Origin of the sequence: Lysinibacillus fusiformis, assembly GCF_003049525.1 — a bacterium.
Lineage (GTDB): Bacteria > Bacillota > Bacilli > Bacillales_A > Planococcaceae > Lysinibacillus > Lysinibacillus fusiformis.
In genome coordinates this window covers 568,292-590,296 of sequence record NZ_PYWL01000002.1, presented here as the reverse complement: position 1 = coordinate 590,296, position 22,005 = coordinate 568,292, and the positions used below count along the sequence as shown (strand labels likewise).

At 41.0% G+C, this 22,005-nt stretch carries 25 protein-coding genes and 1 pseudogene; 3 read left to right on the top strand and 23 right to left on the bottom strand.

Going from position 1 to position 22,005, the window contains the following annotated elements; translation table 11 throughout:
* Position 1 precedes the first annotated feature (1 nt).
* The 7 genes from C9J29_RS07810 to C9J29_RS07780 all read right to left on the bottom strand — a co-directional run bounded on the left by C9J29_RS07810 (position 2) and on the right by C9J29_RS07780 (position 5,393).
* Complete coding sequence (locus C9J29_RS07810; RefSeq protein ID WP_237068774.1) at positions 2-208, bottom strand: (4Fe-4S)-binding protein; 207 nt, start codon at positions 206-208, stop codon at positions 2-4.
* A 28-nt stretch (positions 209-236) separates the two neighbouring features.
* Positions 237-1,178 carry a VOC family protein gene (locus tag C9J29_RS07805; protein WP_107921896.1) on the bottom strand — a complete coding sequence of 314 codons (942 nt, stop codon included), beginning with the start codon at positions 1,176-1,178 and terminating at the stop codon, positions 237-239.
* A 177-nt stretch (positions 1,179-1,355) separates the two neighbouring features.
* Positions 1,356-2,114: an alpha/beta hydrolase gene (locus C9J29_RS07800; protein ID WP_107921895.1), complete on the bottom strand. Its 759-nt coding sequence runs from the start codon at positions 2,112-2,114 to the stop codon at positions 1,356-1,358.
* Between the two features lie 108 nt (positions 2,115-2,222).
* A complete protein-coding gene (locus tag C9J29_RS07795; protein WP_008179821.1) occupies positions 2,223-2,747 on the bottom strand; it encodes a tubby C-terminal domain-like protein in 525 nt (174 codons plus the stop codon).
* A gap of 201 nt (positions 2,748-2,948) precedes the next feature.
* The gene (locus tag C9J29_RS07790; RefSeq protein WP_036125356.1) at positions 2,949-3,665 is read right to left on the bottom strand and encodes a toast rack family protein; all 717 of its coding nucleotides are present in this window, start codon (positions 3,663-3,665) and stop codon (positions 2,949-2,951) included.
* Positions 3,666-3,774: 109 nt separating this feature from the next.
* The gene (locus C9J29_RS07785) at positions 3,775-4,158 is read right to left on the bottom strand and encodes an SRPBCC domain-containing protein (RefSeq protein WP_008179824.1); all 384 of its coding nucleotides are present in this window, start codon (positions 4,156-4,158) and stop codon (positions 3,775-3,777) included.
* Positions 4,159-4,187: 29 nt separating this feature from the next.
* Positions 4,188-5,393: an MFS transporter gene (locus C9J29_RS07780; protein ID WP_090003179.1), complete on the bottom strand. Its 1,206-nt coding sequence runs from the start codon at positions 5,391-5,393 to the stop codon at positions 4,188-4,190.
* A 140-nt stretch (positions 5,394-5,533) separates the two neighbouring features.
* Between C9J29_RS07780 and C9J29_RS07775 the strand changes: the two genes are divergently transcribed.
* Positions 5,534-6,406: a LysR family transcriptional regulator gene (locus C9J29_RS07775; protein ID WP_090003189.1), complete on the top strand. Its 873-nt coding sequence runs from the start codon at positions 5,534-5,536 to the stop codon at positions 6,404-6,406.
* 99 nt (positions 6,407-6,505) lie between these two features.
* Positions 6,506-7,375 carry a DMT family transporter gene (locus tag C9J29_RS07770; RefSeq protein ID WP_043990654.1) on the top strand — a complete coding sequence of 290 codons (870 nt, stop codon included), beginning with the start codon at positions 6,506-6,508 and terminating at the stop codon, positions 7,373-7,375.
* 33 nt (positions 7,376-7,408) lie between these two features.
* Here the strand turns inward: C9J29_RS07770 and C9J29_RS07765 are convergent, their stop codons facing one another.
* The 6 genes from C9J29_RS07765 to C9J29_RS07740 all read right to left on the bottom strand — a co-directional run bounded on the left by C9J29_RS07765 (position 7,409) and on the right by C9J29_RS07740 (position 14,211).
* Complete coding sequence (locus C9J29_RS07765) at positions 7,409-8,398, bottom strand: sensor histidine kinase (protein ID WP_089984767.1); 990 nt, start codon at positions 8,396-8,398, stop codon at positions 7,409-7,411.
* Positions 8,395-9,066 (bottom strand): response regulator transcription factor, encoded by a 672-nt coding sequence (locus tag C9J29_RS07760; protein WP_089984770.1) that lies wholly within the window; start codon positions 9,064-9,066, stop codon positions 8,395-8,397. The genes C9J29_RS07765 and C9J29_RS07760 overlap by 4 nt, the downstream gene beginning before the upstream one ends.
* A gap of 1 nt (position 9,067) precedes the next feature.
* Positions 9,068-10,051, bottom strand: a complete 984-nt coding sequence (locus tag C9J29_RS07755; RefSeq protein ID WP_089984772.1) for an alpha/beta hydrolase — start codon at positions 10,049-10,051, stop codon at positions 9,068-9,070.
* Between the two features lie 147 nt (positions 10,052-10,198).
* On the bottom strand, positions 10,199-10,621 hold the full coding sequence (locus C9J29_RS07750) for a DUF1801 domain-containing protein (protein WP_089984774.1): 423 nt from the start codon (positions 10,619-10,621) through the stop codon (positions 10,199-10,201).
* A 48-nt stretch (positions 10,622-10,669) separates the two neighbouring features.
* Positions 10,670-12,481 carry an ABC transporter ATP-binding protein gene (locus C9J29_RS07745; protein ID WP_008179832.1) on the bottom strand — a complete coding sequence of 604 codons (1,812 nt, stop codon included), beginning with the start codon at positions 12,479-12,481 and terminating at the stop codon, positions 10,670-10,672.
* The gene (locus C9J29_RS07740) at positions 12,478-14,211 is read right to left on the bottom strand and encodes an ABC transporter ATP-binding protein (RefSeq protein WP_107921894.1); all 1,734 of its coding nucleotides are present in this window, start codon (positions 14,209-14,211) and stop codon (positions 12,478-12,480) included. The genes C9J29_RS07745 and C9J29_RS07740 overlap by 4 nt, the downstream gene beginning before the upstream one ends.
* Positions 14,212-14,659: 448 nt before the next feature.
* On the opposite strand from C9J29_RS07740, the pseudogene C9J29_RS25110 reads away from it, so the two are divergent.
* Positions 14,660-14,809 (top strand): annotated as a pseudogene (locus C9J29_RS25110) (transposase); the annotation flags it as partial.
* A 122-nt stretch (positions 14,810-14,931) separates the two neighbouring features.
* Here the strand turns inward: C9J29_RS25110 and C9J29_RS07730 are convergent.
* The 10 genes from C9J29_RS07730 to C9J29_RS07685 are packed head-to-tail and all read right to left on the bottom strand — an operon-like array spanning position 14,932 to position 21,825.
* The gene (locus C9J29_RS07730) at positions 14,932-15,681 is read right to left on the bottom strand and encodes a hypothetical protein (protein ID WP_237068773.1); all 750 of its coding nucleotides are present in this window, start codon (positions 15,679-15,681) and stop codon (positions 14,932-14,934) included.
* Positions 15,681-16,172 (bottom strand): ECF transporter S component, encoded by a 492-nt coding sequence (locus tag C9J29_RS07725; protein ID WP_089984778.1) that lies wholly within the window; start codon positions 16,170-16,172, stop codon positions 15,681-15,683. Before C9J29_RS07725 ends, C9J29_RS07730 begins: the two co-directional genes overlap by 1 nt.
* 32 nt (positions 16,173-16,204) lie before the next feature.
* The gene (locus C9J29_RS07720; RefSeq protein ID WP_043990657.1) at positions 16,205-16,597 is read right to left on the bottom strand and encodes a bifunctional adenosylcobinamide kinase/adenosylcobinamide-phosphate guanylyltransferase; all 393 of its coding nucleotides are present in this window, start codon (positions 16,595-16,597) and stop codon (positions 16,205-16,207) included.
* Positions 16,549-17,145, bottom strand: a complete 597-nt coding sequence (locus C9J29_RS07715) for a histidine phosphatase family protein (protein ID WP_107921893.1) — start codon at positions 17,143-17,145, stop codon at positions 16,549-16,551. The genes C9J29_RS07720 and C9J29_RS07715 overlap by 49 nt, the downstream gene beginning before the upstream one ends.
* A complete protein-coding gene (gene cobS, locus C9J29_RS07710; protein WP_089985163.1) occupies positions 17,118-17,894 on the bottom strand; it encodes an adenosylcobinamide-GDP ribazoletransferase in 777 nt (258 codons plus the stop codon). Before cobS ends, C9J29_RS07715 begins: the two co-directional genes overlap by 28 nt.
* Positions 17,895-17,914: 20 nt before the next feature.
* Positions 17,915-18,490, bottom strand: a complete 576-nt coding sequence (locus tag C9J29_RS07705; RefSeq protein WP_107921892.1) for a bifunctional adenosylcobinamide kinase/adenosylcobinamide-phosphate guanylyltransferase — start codon at positions 18,488-18,490, stop codon at positions 17,915-17,917.
* Between the two features lie 12 nt (positions 18,491-18,502).
* Positions 18,503-19,111, bottom strand: a complete 609-nt coding sequence (locus tag C9J29_RS07700; protein ID WP_008179843.1) for a histidine phosphatase family protein — start codon at positions 19,109-19,111, stop codon at positions 18,503-18,505.
* The gene (locus C9J29_RS07695) at positions 19,108-20,202 is read right to left on the bottom strand and encodes a pyridoxal phosphate-dependent aminotransferase (protein ID WP_107921891.1); all 1,095 of its coding nucleotides are present in this window, start codon (positions 20,200-20,202) and stop codon (positions 19,108-19,110) included. Before C9J29_RS07695 ends, C9J29_RS07700 begins: the two co-directional genes overlap by 4 nt.
* Positions 20,189-21,145 (bottom strand): adenosylcobinamide-phosphate synthase CbiB, encoded by a 957-nt coding sequence (gene cbiB, locus C9J29_RS07690; protein ID WP_107921890.1) that lies wholly within the window; start codon positions 21,143-21,145, stop codon positions 20,189-20,191. Before cbiB ends, C9J29_RS07695 begins: the two co-directional genes overlap by 14 nt.
* A complete protein-coding gene (locus C9J29_RS07685; RefSeq protein WP_089984787.1) occupies positions 21,142-21,825 on the bottom strand; it encodes an adenosylcobinamide amidohydrolase in 684 nt (227 codons plus the stop codon). The genes cbiB and C9J29_RS07685 overlap by 4 nt, the downstream gene beginning before the upstream one ends.
* Positions 21,826-22,005 lie beyond the last annotated feature (180 nt).

Sequence of the window (22,005 nt, the reverse complement as noted above, 5' to 3'; positions counted from 1 at the left end):
TTTAAATTTTGTATTTTAATGCGCCACTTGGACATCGATTGATAACTTCTGCTACATGTTTGGCCGCTGCTTCATCTGGTGCGATCCATGGCTTTGCTTTGACATTAAACACCTCTGGCAAGCCCTTTACACATTCAGCCGCATGTTGACACATGTCCTTATCGAAATAAACGGTTATCTCTTCTCCTCTATATTCACGGTACCCCATACCTAACACGTCCCTCATTGTAAGATTATTATTCTATTGGTGTTAATTTTTCTTCAATTTCCTGCCGCCGTTCTTCTAAAAATGGTGGTAAATCTAAATGTGTTCCTAAATCCTCCACAGCCGTATCCATGGTAAAGCCTGGTCCATCTGTCGCTAGTTCAACTATTATGCCGTGTGTTTCTTTCATATAAATACTTGAAAAATAGTATCGATCCGCTTTTTTTATAATAGGAAAACCAAAGTCTTTTATTCGCTGTTCCCATTGTTCAAGCTCTTCCTTATCGTTCACGCGGATAGCTAAATGGTGAACACTACCTCTTCCTGGTTTTTCTTTAGGACCCTCTTGCTCGACAATGATAATCTGTCCTTGCAATTGGTCTTCCTCCACTTGAAAAACAGCTTCAGTTTCAGTTTTTGATCGTTCTTTGTAGCCAAATAATTGTACGATGGTTTTCGCAGCATTCTCTAAAGAGCTTACAGTTAATTCCACTGGGCCCATTCCTAAAATTTGATGAGCCATCTCTACGGATGAATCTTGCCACTTTGTCCATTCTTGTGGAATAGGCTTGTCCTGATTATTTAATAACACTAGACGTAGACCGTCTGGGTCCTCAAAATAGATCGCATCCGTGTCACCATATGTTGTGATCTCGCTGTGCTCCATCTGAAATTCATCCAATCGATTTTCCCAGTACATTAAGCTGTCGAAAGAAGGAATGAGTAAACCAATTCTTGTAATCGCATCAGCGCCGCGATGTGTACGCCCGGCGTGCGCTAATTCAAAAAATGTTAAGCCTGTACCAGGACTACCTGTCAAATCACCGTAAAATAAATGATACATACTGGGATCATCTTGGTTAACTGTCTTTTTCACGCGGCGAAGTCCTAAAATATGATGGTAAAACTGATGATTTTCATGAGCATTTTTCGTAATCATTGAAATATGATGGTGTCCTGTGATCTTTAACATCGAATATTCTCCTATCCGCTATGCTTTTAAAAGAAGACTTGTTCAACTGCGAAAACATGCTTGTGTTTGTCTTAAGAACTATGACGAAATCATTATCTCGAATTAATATATCTCTAATTCGAGATAATGATAACACGATTTTTTATAGGTAGTCAATACCCTTTGATCGTCAGTTCTTCACTTTAAAAATTGCATGATTTCCTGAAGGATTTCATCTTGCTCCCGACCTAATGTCATTAAATGCTTGGAGTTTTCAAAGCCTCTTTTAAGCTTCTGAATAGAATGAACTCGCTGATAAATAGTGTCGGCACTATGCTCGTATAAGTCCTCGTCTCTTTTGCCGTAGAAAATAGCAATTGGCATCGTGATCTTCTCAAGCTGTTGCATCGTTTCTTTAATAAATCGCTGAAATCCAATCATCGCGTCCAATGGCATATCGTTAAACGGCTTCATTTCATGTGTAATTTGCTGCTCTGATTTACCCTCGATATGTTTAAAATTATAAGCGTAGTCAATGATTCTTTGTTTTAGCTGTGCTGGTTCCTTATCAATTGGTACCGATAACACAATGATTTGCTCTAGCTTTTCTAATTGGGCAAGCTTTAATGTAAAAATACCACCAATGGATAAGCCAATAACGGAAATTTTTTGATAGCCTTCATTCAGCAAAAATTGGTGCGCCTTCACCACATCTTGCCACCAGTCCTCAACTTTGTACTGTAATAACGGTTCTGGCTTATGACCGTGTCCTCTATAAAGAGGTACATAACAGGTATAGCCCTCTTCGTGGAGCTTCGTCGCCACTTTCTTCATATCTCTTGTATGGCTTGTAAAGGAATGTAAAAGCAATATTGCATGCTCATTCCCTTTCAAGTATATTTCTTTAGCCGGTAAAATAGTTAGCACCATATCAGAACCTTTCTTCACGTTCATCATAATAGAAGGTAGCCATATTTAAGGCTACCTTCTTGTTGTATTTATAGCATAATCGAATTACATATGCCACTGACCACAGCGACATATAATGCCAAATTTTTATTGCTGTTACGCTCCCACAAATAATACAGCCTGTCCAATCGCAATAAAAAAGGCCTCATGCTGTATAGGACTGTTGTCTTCAATTTCTAGTGTAATGTCAAAATGAGTTTCGCAAAAAGTCGCTTGCCAACGCGCTATCGGCTCCTCATTCCATGTAAAGATCGACCAGTCTTCCATTTCTTTGCTGAGCTTAATTTGCTGCTCTCCATCTGTTATAAGTAAATCAGGAATCATAATTTGCCAGCCATCATAGGCAATCATATAGTCTTTCCCTGTCACTAAATCCTTGCCTCGAAAATGCACGCGACCACGACGAGATACTTTTTTACAAGTAAATAAAGGTTGGCCAGCATGATCATGGACGTCAAAACGAACAAAATAACGAAAATCCATCGTCTTATCGAATGCTTTTTTAAGAGCATTCGAATAAACACGTTGAACCGTTGATGATGTCTCTCCTGATTCATTTAAAATAGAGACCACCTCGGTAGAATCTATTTCCATTGGCTGTTTATATGTATAGGTTTTCAAACGACTCGCTCCTTCAAAACAATTGCTTCCTTTAAACTAACATAAAATATGCGCCCAATTCAAAGAATGTAAACGCCAGATGGTGCGATATCATAAATTTGTCTTACTCAAGCTTACAAGCTTAATGTGCAAATGCTTAGCATCATTTTTTTACATACAAAAAGGAGACTACTTCTTTACTAGTAGCCTCCCACATTTTCTTTATTTATCTAATTTAAATGTAATGTCTCCAACGCCGATTTCTGATTTGATGTCCAGCACAACATCTGCCTTATCATATGCTTCATTGACATAGACACCTTGGCCCTTTGAAATGAGACCCTCGATATTGGATGAACCTATGCCCTTTTCGGTTGTTAATTTGACACCAACCTTTGAAGGTACAATAATCGTCGTTTGACCTACCCCAGTTTCAATATTCGCTTTAAAGCTTTTTTTCCAATCACCGCCTAAATTGACTGTGAGATCACCGACACCCGCTTCTATATCTAGTTTTTCTAGCTGCAGTCCCTGTAAATCAAGATTGGCTAAGGAAGCACCTGTTTCTACCGTCAAATCCATCGGAATATCATCATTTAATTGGATTGCCCATGTGTTTTTAATATTGGAGATGCCAAGCTTCGTCGAGCCTTTATGTTTAATTTCAACTTCTCCTGTATCGCCGCTTACATCATAGGTAACTTGGGGGGCTAGCTTTTTAATATTATAGTCCGCCTTGCCCTCAACCCACTCCTTGGCACCACCAGTTAGATTCATTTCGCCGACACCTAAATCAATATCTACTTCTAGCGTCTTCGCTTTATCCTTTTCTACTAAGATGGTTTCTTCTTGCATTTTGTTTGGCATAAACGAAAAGCACCCCGACAAGACGAATACTGATGTGCCCATCACGACACCTAATCCAACTAATTTTTTCAATTTAATTTCCTCCCGCTATATATTCTACCAATAATTTCATTATATAGGAGTGGATAATAGAAAATACGACCCTGCGTTTGAAATTTATCTAAGACCTGAGACGTAGTAGCTACGATTGGCGTGGAAGATCCTCACCCTCTAGCAATGCTTTTAAATTAGCAAGGGACGCATCATAGCCCTGCATATTGAAGCTAACCGTTGTGCCGTTGTCCTGTTCTGCTAAAGACATCGCGATTACCGTTTCTGGAACTTCCAAGTAAAATGAAAAAATCTCATGTTTTTGGACCTGCTGGATCGTTAACTGCATTGGCAGTGGATCTGCTAGCTGATTATGGTCATTAGGCATTAAAGTAAAGGTCATCATTTCCCCTTCAGCCAGTTTAGGAATGTCCCAAGTAGAGCCTGGCGCATACCATTGTGAAAGGGATTGCTCCTCTGTTATCGCTTGCCACACATTTTCAATTGCCGCCTGAATCCAAATTGAACTACTCATCCGCAACACCCTCATTTCCTATTTTTTCATTATTTTACCGAACTTTCAGAAGAGAAGCTACGATTGGTTGTTCTCGATAAATAAAATGCTCCTACAATGACCATCATTGCTACTATATCCAAGGCCATTTGATGACTTGAAAGAATGGTAACGAGTAAACCGTAGATAGACGGAGCTAAAACAATAAAGAATTGATTGATCGTTAAAGCCGCACTAACAGTCAGTCCCACAGATTGAGGATCAGACTGCTCCGTTACACTGGCTATATATAAGGAATACCAGCCTAGTGCGAAAAAGCCCATTACACCACAAAATAACATCATTATGCTATTAGCATGTAAAACAACAGGCATACAAGCGACCATCACAAATGTGGCAAGCATAACGATTATTAGTAAGTGCTCGCGCTTCTGAGCAAAGTATCGGTCACTCAGCCAAGCAAGACCAATTCTTCCTACCATCCCTCCAAGCAAGACCAAACTCAAATACTTCCCTGCTGCTGTTAAAGAATAGCCGCCTTCCTGATGTAAATAACTCATCAAATGGGCGATGAGGATCATCTGTAAGGACATCATCACAATGCCCACAAAAAAAATCGGATAGAGTGCTCGATTGTCTTTAATAGCCTTCATCTTTTCTTTAAACGGTATTGGTGCTGCTGCCGTATTTTGCTGTTTTGGCTCCTGATACATCAATAAAAATAGTAAACCGCCACCGATTGCTACGAAACCTTGTGCCCCATGCACAGCCGTCAGATGGGAGTGATGATATAAATAGGTAAGAATGAAGGAAGCGAGAGCCCCACCGATTGGAATACCTGTTTGGCGAATTCCGATTGCTAAACCCCGATGCTTGTCTGGAAACCATTTCACGATGGCCGTACTACCTCCCGTTTGAGCACTACCGTACCAAAAGCCAACAACTATTAATACGACTAGCAATGTCGTATAATGATTCACAGGAATTAAGAGGAACGTACAGAGGCCAAGAAAAATAGAGCCCCATCCAATAATTTGTTTTTCTCCCTTTTTATCCATGAGATAGCCAAAGAAAAGCATCGAGAATATCGGTCCAATATTCACGGCAGAAACAATTAATCCTGTTTGGAATGACGTTAAGTGCCATTCCATTTGATAAAAGGAAGCAACTGGCCCCATCCCGTATGTGACAAAGGTGGAAGCTGTTTGCGAAAGCGTAGCCACCAGTAAAATGATCCATTTATAATATGTATGCATATAAACCCTCCAGAGCTATATACCGCACTATTTATACGGTACATTTAGATATCTTGAGTTTACGTTGACAGCTTGCTTACGTAAAATGGAGGAAAATGATAGCGGCTATCAAAAAATTTAATAGGTGTGTGACGAATAACATGAACATTGAAGAAATTGCCATCAAAATTGAGCTTTTAGAAAGGCAAAATTTAAGTAAATCAGCCGAAATCACCAACTATACACAGTCGGCCTTAACTTCGAAGGTAAAGAAGATGGAAAGTGAAATTGGACAGGAAGTCTTTAAACGAACACCTCAGGGCTTAAAGCTAACAGAGGTAGGTGACCACTATTTACAATTTTTAAAGCAGGTTGCCCAACAATATGAGGCATTTTTACATACCGTAGGATTCACGCAAGCCCATATTCAATTTGGAACCTCCCATACGACAATTAAAATATATGGTGCGTCTATCATGAATGCGCTACAAACTAGTCATAGTCCTATCGATGTGGATTTCACGGTCGAATCGAGTACATCGTTAAATCACAAAGTCCATCTGGCGGAATTAGACTGTGCATTAACGAGTAATCCAATAAAGCATTATGCCGATTTACACTATGATTTAATGACAACCGAAACATTTGAAGTCATCTCGAGCCCTGCACATGTCATCGATTTTGACAGGCAAACACCTGTGACACTCCTAGTTTTAAGTAAGGGCTGTATGTATTCGAAGGCATTAGCCGAATGGCTTACTCACAAGAAAGTCCCTTTTACAATGAAGGAAATTAAATCCGTAAGTAGTATTCTTGATTTTCTAGAAATCGAGCATACATTGGCAGTGTTAAATACGAAGTTACTGGCACTCTACCCTTGTCCTGACCTGCATTTTTATGAAATGGAGACACTTAACAAGGTCATCGAGACTGTCTTTATTTATAAAAAGGAAAACCATAAGCAGTCTTCTATACTGCAATTAAAGCAAGTAATAGAATCCTTGCTTGAAAGGAATGAGCAGGGTGATCATTAGCTCAGGTTGCTCTTTATGCGAATATTTTAAAAAGCCTATATTATTCACGCAAGCTGCACTATAATAGGTTTGATATTATTAAATACATAGGAGTACATCATGTTTTATTACATCTCATTGTTTTTGGCAGTATTTGCTTTATCTACATCAGCTATTTTTGTTAAGCTTGCGGATGCCCCGCCGGCTATTACGGCTTTTTATCGACTATTTTTTGCAATGCTCGTGCTCCTTCCCTTTTTATTAGCACAAAAGGGACTACGACAAGAGCTAGCTAACCTGTCTAAAAAACAGTGGGGACTGGGCATTTTATCAGGTCTATTTCTGTCCTGTCATTATGTTTTATGGTTCGAATCATTAAACTACACATCCGTGGCCAGTTCAACGGTTATCGTCACGCTACAGCCGTTATTCTCTTTAATAGGTAGCTATTTTTTATTTAAAGAGCGCTTTTCCAAAGGGGCTATTGTTGGCTGTTTGGTAGCGATCATCGGCTGTTTCATTATCGGCTGGCAGGATTTTCAAATTAGTGGACAGGCTCTTTATGGCGATATTCTGGCATTTATCGCAGCAGGCATTATTACAGCCTACTTTTTTATTGGGCAATCTGTACGGAAGGATTTATCACTTATTACCTATTCGATTATCGGATATGGCAGTAGCTCAATCTTCTTAGCCATTTACGCCCTCTTTATGCAGGAATCGTTTTTCGACTATCCCGCATCCACATGGTGGTCCCTATTAGGACTAGCTGTGATTGCAACCATTTTTGGGCAAACGATCTTTAATTGGCTATTAAAATGGTTAAGTACAACCGTCATCTCTATGAGTATTTTAGGAGAAACAATTGGCACATGTATTTTAGCTTATTTTATTTTAGATGAAATGATTTCCGTTCAACAAGGGATTGGCATAATGGTCATTTTACTAGGACTTGCCCTCTTTTTACTCCAACAACGTAAATCGGCATAATAAAAAACAACGGCTAAAAATGCCGTTGTTTTTTTATGGCTGAGTAAAGCGAAAGGTCGTACCATCCTTGCTGGATTGTAAAGAGGCTTCCATATTTATTGTTCTAGCAATATCGTGGATAATTTTCAGTCCAAGTCCACTATGTTCGATATCTGAATCAAAGCCGATGCCGTCATCACACATCCATACCTCTCCCTCTTTAATCGTCACCACTAGTTTAGATGCTTGGGCATGCTTTAATGTATTTTGAAAGACATTATCAAATAAACGTTGTAACCATAATTCATTACTTGTCCAAATTACCTCTGCATCTATTGGATGAAAATGGAGTGCAATATTTTGCATGTGGTATAAATAACTCCATTTCTTGATCATCGTTTCTAATAGAAACGCTAGATGAACTTCCTCCTGAACGACAAAGGCATTATCGCTCGTATCAAAAGACTGGTATTGCAATTCATTCGTTAAATTCGCGATATAGTGAATTTGTGCATTTAATGATTCCACCAATTTTGGTTGCTCTTGTAGTTGATCTTCTAAATAAAACAATTGCAAACGTATCGCTGTCAGTGGTGTATGGATATCATGTCTTAATTTTTGAAGCAGCTCTTTTTGGAGCTCCTGCTGTTGAGCTAACTCTAATTCCCGATAAGTCGTGCGCTCAATTAAAAGATTCACCGATTGAATTAATTGCCCTATTTCATCCTCGCTGCTTACCGTTAACGTATCGGGTATCCGTTCATTACTCGCTAGTTCCCGTATTGTTTGATTGAGCATTGTAATTCTAGTCAATAATGAATGGATGGATGTGGAAAATAGTAAGGCAAGAATCCCTAAAGACAGCACAAAGGCAAGCAGCATAACAGGATATGCAAAGGATTCATGGAACGGGATGCCATTATTTTTCGTTTTAAAAACCTTGTCATATAGTATGGACATGAACACACTAATACCTAATAATACGATGGGCACACTCCCAATCGCTACCAACAAGAGTGTTCTATATTTAGTTTTTAATGTCATTTCTTTATATGGGTATTTAGACGATACCCCTCTCCATATATATTTTGTAAAATAATGCCTGTTGAATCGTCCAGCTTTGTCCGAATCTTCTTCATGTAGACATTGAGAATATTATGGTTGCGATCATCTAACGGCCATAAATAATCAAAAAAGTGGTCCTTTGTTAAAACTCTGTCACGGTTGTCAAATAAATAAAAGAAAATTTTTCGTTCTATAGCCGTCAATGAAATTTCGTTTTGAAGATGGTGATGAAATACTTTACGATGCTCTCCGTCAATGAATAAATGCTGTATTTGCGTAAACGTTCCATATTGTTGCACTAGCATTTTTTGGATTCTTAACAATAGCTCTCGTGGATCAAACGGCTTTGTCAAATAGTCTTCTCCAACTGTTAAACCTTCTAGCTTGCTTTCAATATCACTACGAGCTGATAGAAAAATGATGGGTATATTTAAGCCTAATTGTTTAATGTTTTTGCTTAATTGATAGCCATCCTCTCCTGGTAGCATAATATCCATAATGACTACATCTACTTCCTGAATGAGCCTCATTATATCTCGGCCATCTGTTTTCCATATGGCTTCATAGCCTTCTCGTTGCATTATCTTTTGAAGTAAATCACCAATCATGGGATCATCTTCTACAATTAAAATTCTAAATCCTTTCATGTTAACGACCTCTCTCATCAGCATTCGTTTTCATAAACTCTATCGCTAGTTGATAGATTTCCTCGGGTTGATAAAGATATATACTATGAGTGCCACTGACCTCTTTCACTTCTGCATGGGTGAATTGCTTCGCAAAGTCTGCGTAATCCTGACGATTTTGCGCTGTATATTTTGAATGTACATTCTCCTTCGCAATAGCATCAACTATTAAAATGGGAATGTCTTGCGGCAATGAAAGCTGTTCTGATTGTAAACTATTTTCATAGACGTGTAACAGCTCATTTTTCATATCTTCATTAAAAAATTGCTTAAAGGACAACGCCTGATAGATTTCCTTTTCCTCCGTCGTTAAAAAGGACATGTTCAGAACTTGCGGATTATACACCTGTGAGGGTACTAGGCGGTGTAAACCTACCTTAGTAGCTAGACTCATCCCCTTCACCATCCATCTATCGAAGTTACCCATCTTATGCTTTACATACTGACTAGGCAGGCCAATATCTAGAGCGATAATTCCCTTTACTTCTTCTGGGTATTTTTGTGCCCAGTAAATCGCTTCAAGTCCTGAAATAGAATGAGGGACAAGAATATAGGGTGGCTGAAGCCCACTTGCCAGAAGTGCCTCCCTTGTTTGCATAAGGATGGTATCAATATCTCGTTCATCATGGGCGATCTCACTAAAGCCATAGCCTGCGCGGTCCACTACTGCAATTTGATGGTGCTGCGAAAACTTACTATAAAGCCCCTTTAGCTCATAAACAGGAGCCGCAATGCCTGATCCTGCCATAAAAACATATGTATCCTCCCCATCCCCCTCCTGATAGACATTCATGCGTTGACCATGAACGTTTACCATCATGCCATTATTGTGTAAAATGGCCTCCTCTTTTTGGATTAAACTATAGTGGTATATACTGACTGCTACGATACTGAGCGTTACGATGACCCCCAAATAAATAAACATTTTCTTTATGATTTTTTTCATACGCCTCTCCTCTCCGTTGATACTTGTAAGGATACATGTGAAAAATTAATAACTAATTAATTTTCGAAGAAATGTTTACAAGATGCGTTGAGATGCTTGTCAATGAACAAAAAAAGCTGCCTACATCATGTGGCAGCATTTTTAGAGTCATTCATTTGGATAGGTTTTCTGTAAAAAGACGATAGACTGTTGAATTAGAGCCTTTAAAATATCTTCCTCGACATCAGCCAGTTTATTAATATAAACACAGGCTTTCCCTGTTGTGTGTTTCCCAAATTGCTGTAATAGCTGTTCTCGCTCACTATCACCTGGTGCAAAGTATAAACTAATTTTTGCCTTGCGAGGGGAGAATCCGACAAGTGGAGCATCGCCTTCATGGCCCGTTTGATATTTGTAATGATAATGACCAAACCCAATAATACTAGGACCCCACATTTTTGCCTCATAGCCTGAGACCTCTGTAAAAATGTCCAATAGTCGATAGGCATCTTCCCGCTTTTTTGGATGATCCACACTTTCAATAAATTCAATGACACTTGCATCGGTTTCTTTCGTCTTTAATTCATACATGTGTATCCCTCGCCTTCACAAAATCGGATTGTTCATTCCTATTATTCCCTATTCCGCCTGCTCTAACAAAAGTTTTTGTTGGAGTTGACGATACATCCCTTGTTGTTCCATCAGCTCTTGATGATTGCCTTGTTCAATAATTTCACCCTGTTGTATAACGAGTATTTGGTCTGCATTCTCGATGGTTTTCAAACGATGGGCGATAACAAAGCTTGTGCGACCCTGCATTAAATGCTGTAAACCTTTTTGAATATCGACTTCCGTTTGCGTATCCACACTGGAAGTCGCTTCATCTAAAATTAAAATATCCGCGTTCTCCAAAATGGCACGAGCAATAGCAATGAGCTGTCGTTGTCCCTGACTTAAATTAGCACCACCCGCTTGAACAGGCGTATCGTATTGTGCAGGTAAATATTTTATAAAATGATGGGCATTCGCAATTTTTGCCGCTTCCACAACCTCTTCATCCGTCGCATCCAGCTTTCCAAAGCGAATGTTTTCACGAATAGTGCCAGAGAACAAATAGGTATCCTGTAAAACCACACCTACCCGTTGGCGAATTGTAGACATTTTATACTGTTCAATATGGTGCCCATCAATTAAAATTTCACCCTGATCCACGTCATAAAACCGTGTTAGTAAATTAATAATGGTTGTTTTCCCTGAGCCAGTAGGACCAACAAGAGCTATCGTTTCCCCTGCCTTTGCCTGGAAGTTTATGTTTTGAAGAACTGGCTTCCCTTGCTCATAGCTAAACGATACTTGCTTGAAAACGACGTCGCCTTTTAAGGAAGGTGCCTCAATAGCCTGTGGTCGATCAGCTACCTCTGACGGTTCATCTATTATTTCAAATACACGCTCTGCTCCTGCAATGGCAGACTGAAAGGTGTTTAACAGATTAGATAATTGATTGAGCGGGCGGAAAAATTGCCGTGTATAGGTGACAAATGCAGCGATAATACCAACCGTCACTAAACCTTTTACTGCTAAAAGAGCTCCTGTCCCGATGACTATCGCTAGGCCAAGGTTATTCATAAAGTTATTGATAGGTCCTAATAAACCTGACGTAATCTCTGCGCGTTGTGCGGAGTTTCTCAAGTTTTCATTTTGCTGATGGAACGTGTCGATGGATTGCTGTTCCTTGCCAAAAAGCGTGAGTACCTCTGCACCTGTAATCATTTCCTCAATATAGCCATTCAGCTTACCAAGATCTCGTTGACGAGCCGCATAATTTTTACTGCTGCGTTTGATAATTTGCTTAGTAGTGAAAACAATTAGCGGAATAATGATCAAGGTCACAATCGCTAATGGCCAGCTTAATGTGAACATGGCAATACTAACACCAACGACTGTTAAGATGGACGATACAATTTGCGTCACACTTTGAGCAAGCGCTGTATTTAAATTATCGATATCGTTAGTGACACGACTCATTAAATCCCCGAGCGCACGCTGATCAAAAAATCTTAATGTGAGCGTTTGTAGTTTTTGAAACAGTTCCAGACGCAACGTCCGAATCGTTTTCATCGCCACATGAATCATGACATAGGTTTGCAGCCAGGTCAGAATAGACGCTACCGTAAAAATCACGGCTAATAGGATTCCTAGTCGAATTGTCCCGTCAATATCTTTTTTCATAATGTAATCGTCAATGATATGGCCTATCATATAAGGCCCGGCTAAGCTTAAAAACGTAGAAGCGATGACCAAGATGATGGAAAAATACAGCCCTATTTTTTGCTGTTTGACATAGTGCCAAACTCTTGTCAGTGTTGCCTTTTGATTTTTCGCCTTTTCAGCTGGCCCTCCCATACGAGGTCCACGTCCAAAATTCATTTGCTTTGGTTGATTTTGACTCATCCTTCTTCACCAGCCTTTTGCTGTGACGCGTAAATTGCTTGGTAATGTACATTGTTTTGAAGTAGCTGTTGATGGGTTCCTTGCCCAACAATCTCGCCATCCTCTAGGACAAGAATGACATCTGCCTGCTGTATCGAGGCAATTTTCGAAGCTACCATCAATGTCGTCGTGTCTTGATAATGGGCGGCAATGGCCTGCTGCACATGTTTTTCTGACGCACTATCAAGGGCTGAGGTCGTGTCATCCAGCACGAGAATAGCTGGCTTTCGAACGAATGCCCGACTTAAAGCCAAGCGTTGCTTTTGCCCACCAGAGAGATTTGTAGCCCCCTGTGACAGCTCATGTGCTAAGCCCTTATCAAGCCGCTCCACAAATTCACTAGCACAGGCAGCGTCCAATGCCTGTTGTATTTCCTCTGCCGTTGCGTGTTCATTACCAAGGCGAATATTTTTTTCAATCGCTCCAGAAAACAATAAGGCCTTTTGTGAGGTAAATCCGATATGGTCCCGTAACGTGGCTAAAGAGTACGTTGAAAGCGGTTTGCCATCCAAGTAAATGGCGCCACCTGTTGGATCGAAAAGGCGAGGTAATAGCTTTACAAGTGTTGATTTACCGCTACCCGTTTTTCCAATGATGCCCACTGTTTGCCCTGGCTTCACAGAAAACGAAATGTTTTTAAGAACATCCTCCGCCGTTTCATAATAACGATAACTCACCTGATCAAATTCAATAGCTCCTTTTATAGCATCTGTCCATGCATGTTCTGCTTCCTTAACGGCAATGTCCTTGTTTAAGACATCCACAATTCGTTCTCCCGAAGGCAATGCACGCGCAATTTGCATCAGCACCATACTAGAAGACATTAAACCATTTAAGATAATGGTTAAGTAGTTAATAAATGCGAGAATAATTCCAACCTTTAATGTCCCTGCCTCGACCTTAATAGCTCCAAGCCAAAGCGCCGCAACTATCCCTAGGTTAATCACGAACATCGTAAATGGCACAAGCACCCCTATAATTTGTTCTGCAGTGATGAAGCGTTTTGTCAGCCCATCATTCAGCTCACCAAATTGGGATACCTGTTGGGTTTCACGGCGAAAGGCTTTAACGACACGGATACCCGCTAAATTTTCCTGTAGCTTCGTATTCACTGCATCAATAGCCTCTTGGACGCGACGATAGAGCAGCCCCGAATACTTCGTGAAAAAATACATAGCCACAATCAAAATCGGCACAATGATAAGAAGTATTGAAAAAAGCTCCCGTGCGGTTACAAAGACGATAATGACTGCCCCGATAAAGAGTAGCGGCCCACGCACAAAAATACGTAGTGTCATCATAAACGCGCGTTGAATACTTTCCACATCACTCGTTAAAATAGTAATTAACTTACCTGTCGTAAAGTCATCCCGCTCCTTAGCTGAATAAGTCATCATTTTCTCATAGAGAGCCTGTCGAACATCCGAAGCAAAATGAATCGCTGCCTTCGAGCTGTAATAAGAGCAGCCAATCCCACCAACAAGCCCAATCACCGCACTTGCTAGCATCCATACAAACATGCTTAGCACATAAGCATGATCCCCATTGGCAATCCCTGTATCAATCATATGCTGCATAATCGTCGGCTGAATTAAATCCATTGTCACCTCCAGCACCATGAGAAGAGGCGCTATTAAGGTGAAAAATTTATAGGGCTCCAAATACTGCCCTAACTGTTTTATTGCCTGCATACATTCGTCTCCGTTCTATTTAAATCCCATTCGTTCCTCATTATAACTGAAAACTATTCCCATTTGGCACTATTTTTTCGAGACTCGTAATATTTGAGATTTAACTAATTGAGGAGATATCGTCGAGCTTATGGCTGACATCCATCCAAATAAAAAACCCCCATGCCTATACAAAGGGCACTGAAAAAGTCCATATCTTTTTTTCATTTGGCACTGTGACTCTACTGTTGTTTTCCGAAGCATTCCGCTCGCTTTCCGCGGGCGAGCGCCGAGTCTCCTCCTACGCTTCGCTTCGTGCGGGGTCTCGTCTGTCTCGCTTTCCCGCAGGAGTCGAGCGATGCTTCTCCAAACAACGCAATGTATCATTCTATTATTTTAGTCACACTTTCCTTTATAATAAAAGAATGAATATGTAGGTGGTGCCCCAATGATTTCAAATCAGGAAACCAATGGACGTAATGCCATTCCTCCAATTCGCATGTTTAAGTACTTATTATTAAAAGTGATGAATGATGTATCAGACGTCGACCTAGTAGAGCGCTCAAAGTATGATATGTCATTCAACTATTTCTTGGATATGGCAACAGAAGATCCAGTGAGACAGAAATAAGGCACTTCCTGTTCAAAATTGAACAAGAAATGCCTTATTTTTATTTGAAAAAGTTCGCTTTTATGAAAACATAAGTTTTTCAGTGCCCTCGTCTATTCATGGAGGTCGCTTTAAATGATTCTTGTACCGCTCGTTGGATTATTTTCAAGGCAGTCTTTTTGCTCTAAACATACCCTATTGCATGGGCTTATCCGTAGTTTTTCAAAATTTCTTTGGAAAAATTGGTGGGCCAACTGCTCTTTCTCGGGATGAACACCAAGTAAAATAACTGTACTTGGTCCGGCTGATTTGGTCATATGATGAGAACACTCCACTACTTGCTCGCCAAAAAGGCGCACACATTCACCTTGAAGTCCCTTTGATCCGACAGGCCACACTTGCTGAACGATTTCCGCCAGCCATGCCTGATAAACAGGTTGCAACTGCGCCACATCATCAGGCTGTGCTAATAGTTCCTCGCCAACAAGTGGTAAGCCGTATGTGTACCAACTAAGCTGTTCAGGGTCCCATGCTTTTCGCTGTTGTATTTCCCCAAGCATAGTAATTGCTAGACCTGACTGTAATGTTGGCATATTGGATTCCGAACTACCAGCAATAGCTGGACAGGATAGTCCCGTTTCCTCGAACACTTGCTGAATGCCACTTTCATAGCGTGACCATGCCGCATCCCCTGAAAAATTAGCAAGTAGAATTTGAACAGGAAGTGCCTGTGCAGCCAGCTGTTCTAGAAATGTCACACGAGCTGTCATATAGGCTGTCAATTGATCGGATGCCGGCACAATATCTTGTGGCTTTTCCCCGATGGCTGCCGCATTATCCATTGTCGCAATTAATCCGCCCACTTTCATAGCATTTCTCACTAAACTCGACCTGCCTTACGCACAAAAACTTTTGACAGAATGGGCATGACTACCGCGACAATCATTAAATTAATAGCGGTTGCTATGAAAATACTCGCTAAAGCACCCCAGAAAAAGGCAGGACTGATAATAAAATAAAATGGCAGTGGTGCTACGATGCCGTTTAATATGAGGGCAACTGGCCATTTCCATACATGCATGCCTTTTTTATGCATGACCCCAAAAATCCAGACAACGATAAACATTTCTATAGCAATAATTACATGGAGTGGGCCAAGTGGGAAGCCAGCAGTTAATGCGCTAATAAAATGACCAATGAGACCAGCTACCCCAGCTAATAATGGCGATAAAAAGACCACACCTAAAAAGGCAGGTGCTGAATCAAGAGCTGCCGTTGAAATAAAAGCGGGTACTTTAATGGCGGCTCCTACAGCACAAATGGCCGCTACCATAGCCGTTAGTATCCATTTCATTAATTTTTGTCGATCCATTGCATTTCCTCTTTTCCGTTAGTATGTTGACCTCACTTGAGTTGCTCGCCAATCCCGTACCAAATACGCACAACTTGCTCCGCTTCAGCAAATAATGCTTGGTATAGGCGGCCACATGTATCACGTAATAAACGTGCTTGTTTTTCCATCGGTACAACACCGCGGCCCATATCTGTCACAATAAGTGCCAGCGAACAATGTTGGGCAAGGGCTGATAACTTAGTGAGGGCGGATTGTACGACCAGCTCATCTTCCTCAAGGTTTTGTGTCATAAGCCATTTCTCCATATGTTGAATGACTAGGATTTCACAGGCTGGTGCAACATCCGGTAGTTCGCCATCGATAAGTACCACCTCGTGTTGTTCATATAAACGCATTACATAATCGGTTTTTCCGCTATAGGCGCCTCCGATAAAAACATGCATCTAGCTCCCTCCTCCCAAGCCTTTCTAGTAAATGTTAAATTAAATTGATGATCATGTGGCACTTGGTATGACCAAAACGGCTGCTCTATTGGCGCATAGGCAACGAGTAAGGCACGAATCACCCCGCCATGAACGACTAAAACATAGCAATCCTCATTCTTTGGTAAATGGTTGAAGCCTTCTACCACTCTTGCCACAAAATCATCAAAAGCCTCGCCTTGTGGCGGTGGCGAATGAATAGGGTCATCCAACCATGCACGGTAACGAGCATCCTTCTTTAACTCCTCATAGGTTTTCCCCTCAAATTCACCAAAATTGGATTCACGAAACCGTTCATCTGCTTCATAGCTAGCATTCGGAAAATAATGGGCGGCTGTGACTCGACAGCGTTGTAAATCGCTGCCATATACCTTTTCGACACCTGCATCCACTACAGAGAGCTTGGAGATATCAGCTAATGGTGCGTCCGTCCACCCCAAATAACGCTTTTCTAAATTGGCCTTTGTGGGCGCATGCCGCATTAAGCACACAGTAACAATGTCACCCATAGAACAACCTCCACCCCTTCAATCGATGCACCTAGTAGATCACCCGAGACACCGCCAAAATTACGCAATGTAAATTGTCGAAAAATAACGAGCGCAAATGCTAAAACGATCACTAATAGTATTGGTAGCATCGAGAACTTTGTGATGATCAGCACAACCGGCATGACCAATAAAAGAGACAGTAGCATCATTATTTTTAATAATTTCACGTTGATATGCGACTGAAAGAAATAGGCAAGGCCTTTTTCCTTTGAACAGTTAAGTGACATAAAATAAAAGCTCATGCCGACCCTTGTTAAAAAAGGAATGAATACGACCATCCATAGTGCAAATTTATTTTGCACAAAAAGCTCATGTAAAACGACAAATTTCCCAAATAACAAAAAAAGTATTGATAGCACTCCGAAAGCACCAACCCGAGGATCATCTAAAATCTCAAGTCGTTTGTCCCGATCGCGATAAGAAAAATATGCATCTCCCATATCAATAAAGCCATCCAAATGTAAACCGCCTGTCCATAAAGCAAACAGCCCGATAACGATAAAGGCAAGCATGACCTCGCTACTAGCCGTCCATTGTGTAAGGCAGTAAAGAACTCCGGCTACAGTTGTGCCCATCAATGCCCCTAGCCATGGCAAGCAAGCAAACATCCCTGTAATCGTTGACCTTGTTAAAGGTAATTCCTTATGTACGGGCAAAACCGTAAAAAATTGAAATGCCAACAGCAGGCTATGCCAAAAACTTTTCATCGTCTTGCCTTCCTTCTCGATTATTTCCATCTCTTTACGATACCATAATTCATTTCATACGCCACTTGGGCCGACGCTACGAACCATTGGTGGAGCTGTCCTAATGTTCTTCGATACAGCTCCACCTCTTCGTTCTGATAAGGTGGCTCATCAAACAGCTCATTCGACACCACTAATAATGTCACGTTCTTCGTTTGCAGGGATTGAATGGCCTGTTTAACAGTTCGAAGCTTAGATGCTAAACAGCCAGGCTTCGTTACACAGGGTGCTCCACAATCATAACCTTCATAAAAAGCATTCGTCAGCCAAGTAGTGACGCAATCCCATAGCACTACATCCCCATCCTTGAGTGTCTCAAATACGGGTGCGATGTCATAAGGGGCCTCCACTGTTAACCATTTTATTGGCTGGGCTAGTCGATCAGCTTGATGACGATCAATTCGCTTCTCCATTTCATCATCCAAAGCAATACCAGAAGCTATATATATTAAACGTTTTTCTATATTAGGCTGTGCTTGGAAGTGCTGTATGGCGGCTTGTTCTGCAAAATGAGATTTGCCACTACGCACACCACCAGTAATAAAAATGAGGGGCATTCGTAATACCTCCTATTGTAAATGATGTAGAGTACCAATCTCTTGGATTACCCACTGCTGTCCCTGACGTTCAATCACGGTGACACTTGTCCCATGAATATAAGGAGCTGTCCAAAGCTCACTAATATTGCGTTGTAAAATAGCATTAATCATGCATTTAATCGTCACCGCATGGGAAACGATCAAAATAGGCTCATCACGATGTTGCTCCGCTATTTTTTTCAACGTATACATCGCTCTTTCTGTGACAGCGCCAAAACTTTCCGTATGGGTTGCGATAAATTGCGCAGGGTATTTCGTATACAATTCATAATCAAGCCCATTTGTCATCAAAATGTCCTCAATTCGCTTACCTTGCCAATTCCCTAAAAAAATTTCCCGTAAATTATCCTCATAGTAAACCGGTAATTGGCGATGAGCCGTCAGAATATCCATCGTCTCCTTCGCACGACCACTTGAACTACAATAAGCTGCCGCAAATGGGATTAACTGTAGTTGCTGCTGTAATTTAGCAGCCGCTTCCCTACCATTGTCCGTTAACGGAGAGTCCAACCATCCTTGTAGTCTTTGCTCCTGATTCCATTGTGTTTCCCCATGTCTTACTAGATAAAAAGTTGTCACTTTTCTCTCCCCTTATTTGCGTTAAACCACGCCTGCAGACAATTATGTAAATACGTCATGGCCGCAATATCTTTAATCCCAATACGAAACCATTCGCCCTGTAACCCTTTAAAGTTTTTCGTATGACGCAGGACAACTCCTTGTGCTAAACAATACGTAAAAAAGGCATCCGACTGCTGTTCCTTTGGCAAGGAAAAGCACACGTAATTCGTCACACTATTAGTGACAACACAGCCGTTTTCTTGTAAATAACGATGCAACTGCTCTCTTTGCGTTGTCGCATAGGCAATTGCCTGCTGACTATATTGCTGCTCATCCAAACAGCCTGCACCAATGACCAGTGCAAAGGCATTTAAATTCCAATGGGGCAGCATGTCCTTTAGCTCACTGACAATAGAGGCATGAGCAACTAAATAGCCAAGACGTAAGCCAGGTATTGCGTACATTTTAGTCATCGAACGCACAACGAGGACATGTGAATTTTCCATACTTTCATGCATGAGAGAATTCGCCTCATCGACCCAATCCATAAAGGCTTCATCGATGACAAGCTCACATTTGACAGCACGACCATGCTCTAATAACGCTAGTAAAACTTCCTTTTTGGGCAATACACCTGTTGGATTATTCGGTGTACAAATATAAAGTGCATCCGCTTCCACCATTTCTTGTTTAAGTCGTTCCATTGGCAATGTGTATTGGATAAAGTCCGTCACCAAAACCGGAATAATAATAGCTCCTGCGGCTAGCAATGTTCGCTCATATTCTGAAAAAGTAGGATGGACGACAATAACGCGCTTTTGCGCATAACGTCTCGCAATAACACTAAAGAGCTCTGACGCCCCGTTGCCTAGTAAAACCATATCCTTCGCCACTTGATGAAAAGCAGCAACCTTTGATAGAAAAGGCTCTCCATCTGGATCTGGATAGCGTTGAATGAGCGGGTAAAATGTACGCCAACGTGCCTCGACAAAGGATGGTGGTCCTGCCGCATTGACATTTTCACTAAAATCATATACCTCTTCAGGCATCGTTAAACCTAATTGCTGATAAACATTTTGCGGATTTGCTCCGTGATTAGGTAATAGCATAAATGAACACCTCCACTGCTAACATGACAAGCGTAAAGAGCACCATGGCAATACGCATATGAATAATAGATGCCATTATATGTTCCTTTGTTAACGGAACTAATTTTTCTCCCATAATCGCCCGATGCGAAACAACGCCTTGATAAGTATTTTTCCCACCTAGTTGGACGCCAAGCTGCACTGCTGTTGCGGCCTCTAAATAACCACTATTTGGACTAGGATGCTTTTTAGCGTCTTGCGCCCAACGCTTTAATCGTTGTCCAAATGAGTAACTCGTTTCATTTTTTGTACCTAGCACGATAAGAAAGCCCGTAATACGACTTGGAATAAAATTCAGGACATCATCAAGTTTGGCAGAAAACATGCCAAAATCTTTGTATGTTTCATTTTTATAGCCGACCATGGAATCTAACGTATTGACAGCCTTGTAGCCCCATAAACCGATAGCACCAAATAAAAAGGCATAAAATAGTGGGGCGGTCACTCCATCACTTGTATTTTCTGAAACGGTCTCTACTACACCACGCACAATCTCATCTTCCCCCAGCTTTTCTGTATCACGCCCAACAATCCATGATAACTTGACGCGCGCTTCCGCAAAATCACCTTTTACAAGGGGCTCATAAACTGCCAGTGCCGCCTCCTTTAAGCTACGTTGTGCAAGCCCAATACCTATTAGAAGCCCTTCGACTAAAACACCAAAAATCAAGCTTACCTGATAGCTGAGTAGTAAAATAAGTGTGACCACAAACATCGTTGTCCCTACAACGGCAAGTGCCATCACCATACCACGCAGTTTCCGCCATTTGCCTTGATTCCATAAAGCTGTTTGTGATTGAATCAGCTTGCCAATCCATCGCACAGGATGCGGAAGCTTCGGAGGGTCTCCTACTAAAGTATCGAATATAATTCCTATGATACAGGCAATCACTATGGCAATCATAACGCCTTCTCCTCTTTATCCTTTTTGTATTTACGAATAGCCTCACGCATCGTTTCATAGACACCGTAGCCAATGACCTTGCCTAGCATTGTGATAGGACCGGCATATTGATGGTAGTCCCCTTCTTCTGTAGCAGCAATGAGTAAGCTATCAGTGGATGTTCCGGTTGCTTGCGTGCCTGTTGTAGGATCAGTTATACCTTCATCCGCTAACGCCTTCACCTTCGCCTCCGTTGTCGAAATCATAGCCTGAAATAACGCTTCATCAGACAATCTCCCGTTAATAAGCACCCATGTATTAATCGTTCCTGCATGGTATTGCTCCGCACGATGAAAAGCACGTGTAATATCTACGGCATTGCCTAGACCCGCAGTAATCATAATGACTAGATGAATACCTTCATATGTAAAATCACGAATGGTCGCAAATTTGGCTTGGACTGCCGTCATCATCGCCACTGTGTTATCGACTGGAAAATCATGCGCCTGCAAAAAATGCTGTAAATCACGATGTGGCTGTCGATCATCATACGTAATGGGCACAGTCCGATTCATCAGATGAGTAAAATAACCAAAGCCTGGATTATGCATAGCAGAAGATACAACCTTCATAGGTGAAACCGCTTGAAGTGCTACATATTGGTCAGAAATTTGAATATGATCCTTTGAAAGTATGGGCATTCAATCGCCTCCTGACGATAAATAGATTATGAACATAAAAAAACAAATTCTTACAAAGAAGAATTTGTACTGTCGATTCTTTATTAAAATTTGAACCTTCTGAACGTTTGTACAGAATAACAACTTCATAATACTCAAATTATTTATTTTCTTTGAAATTGTATCATAAGTTTGCCTGTT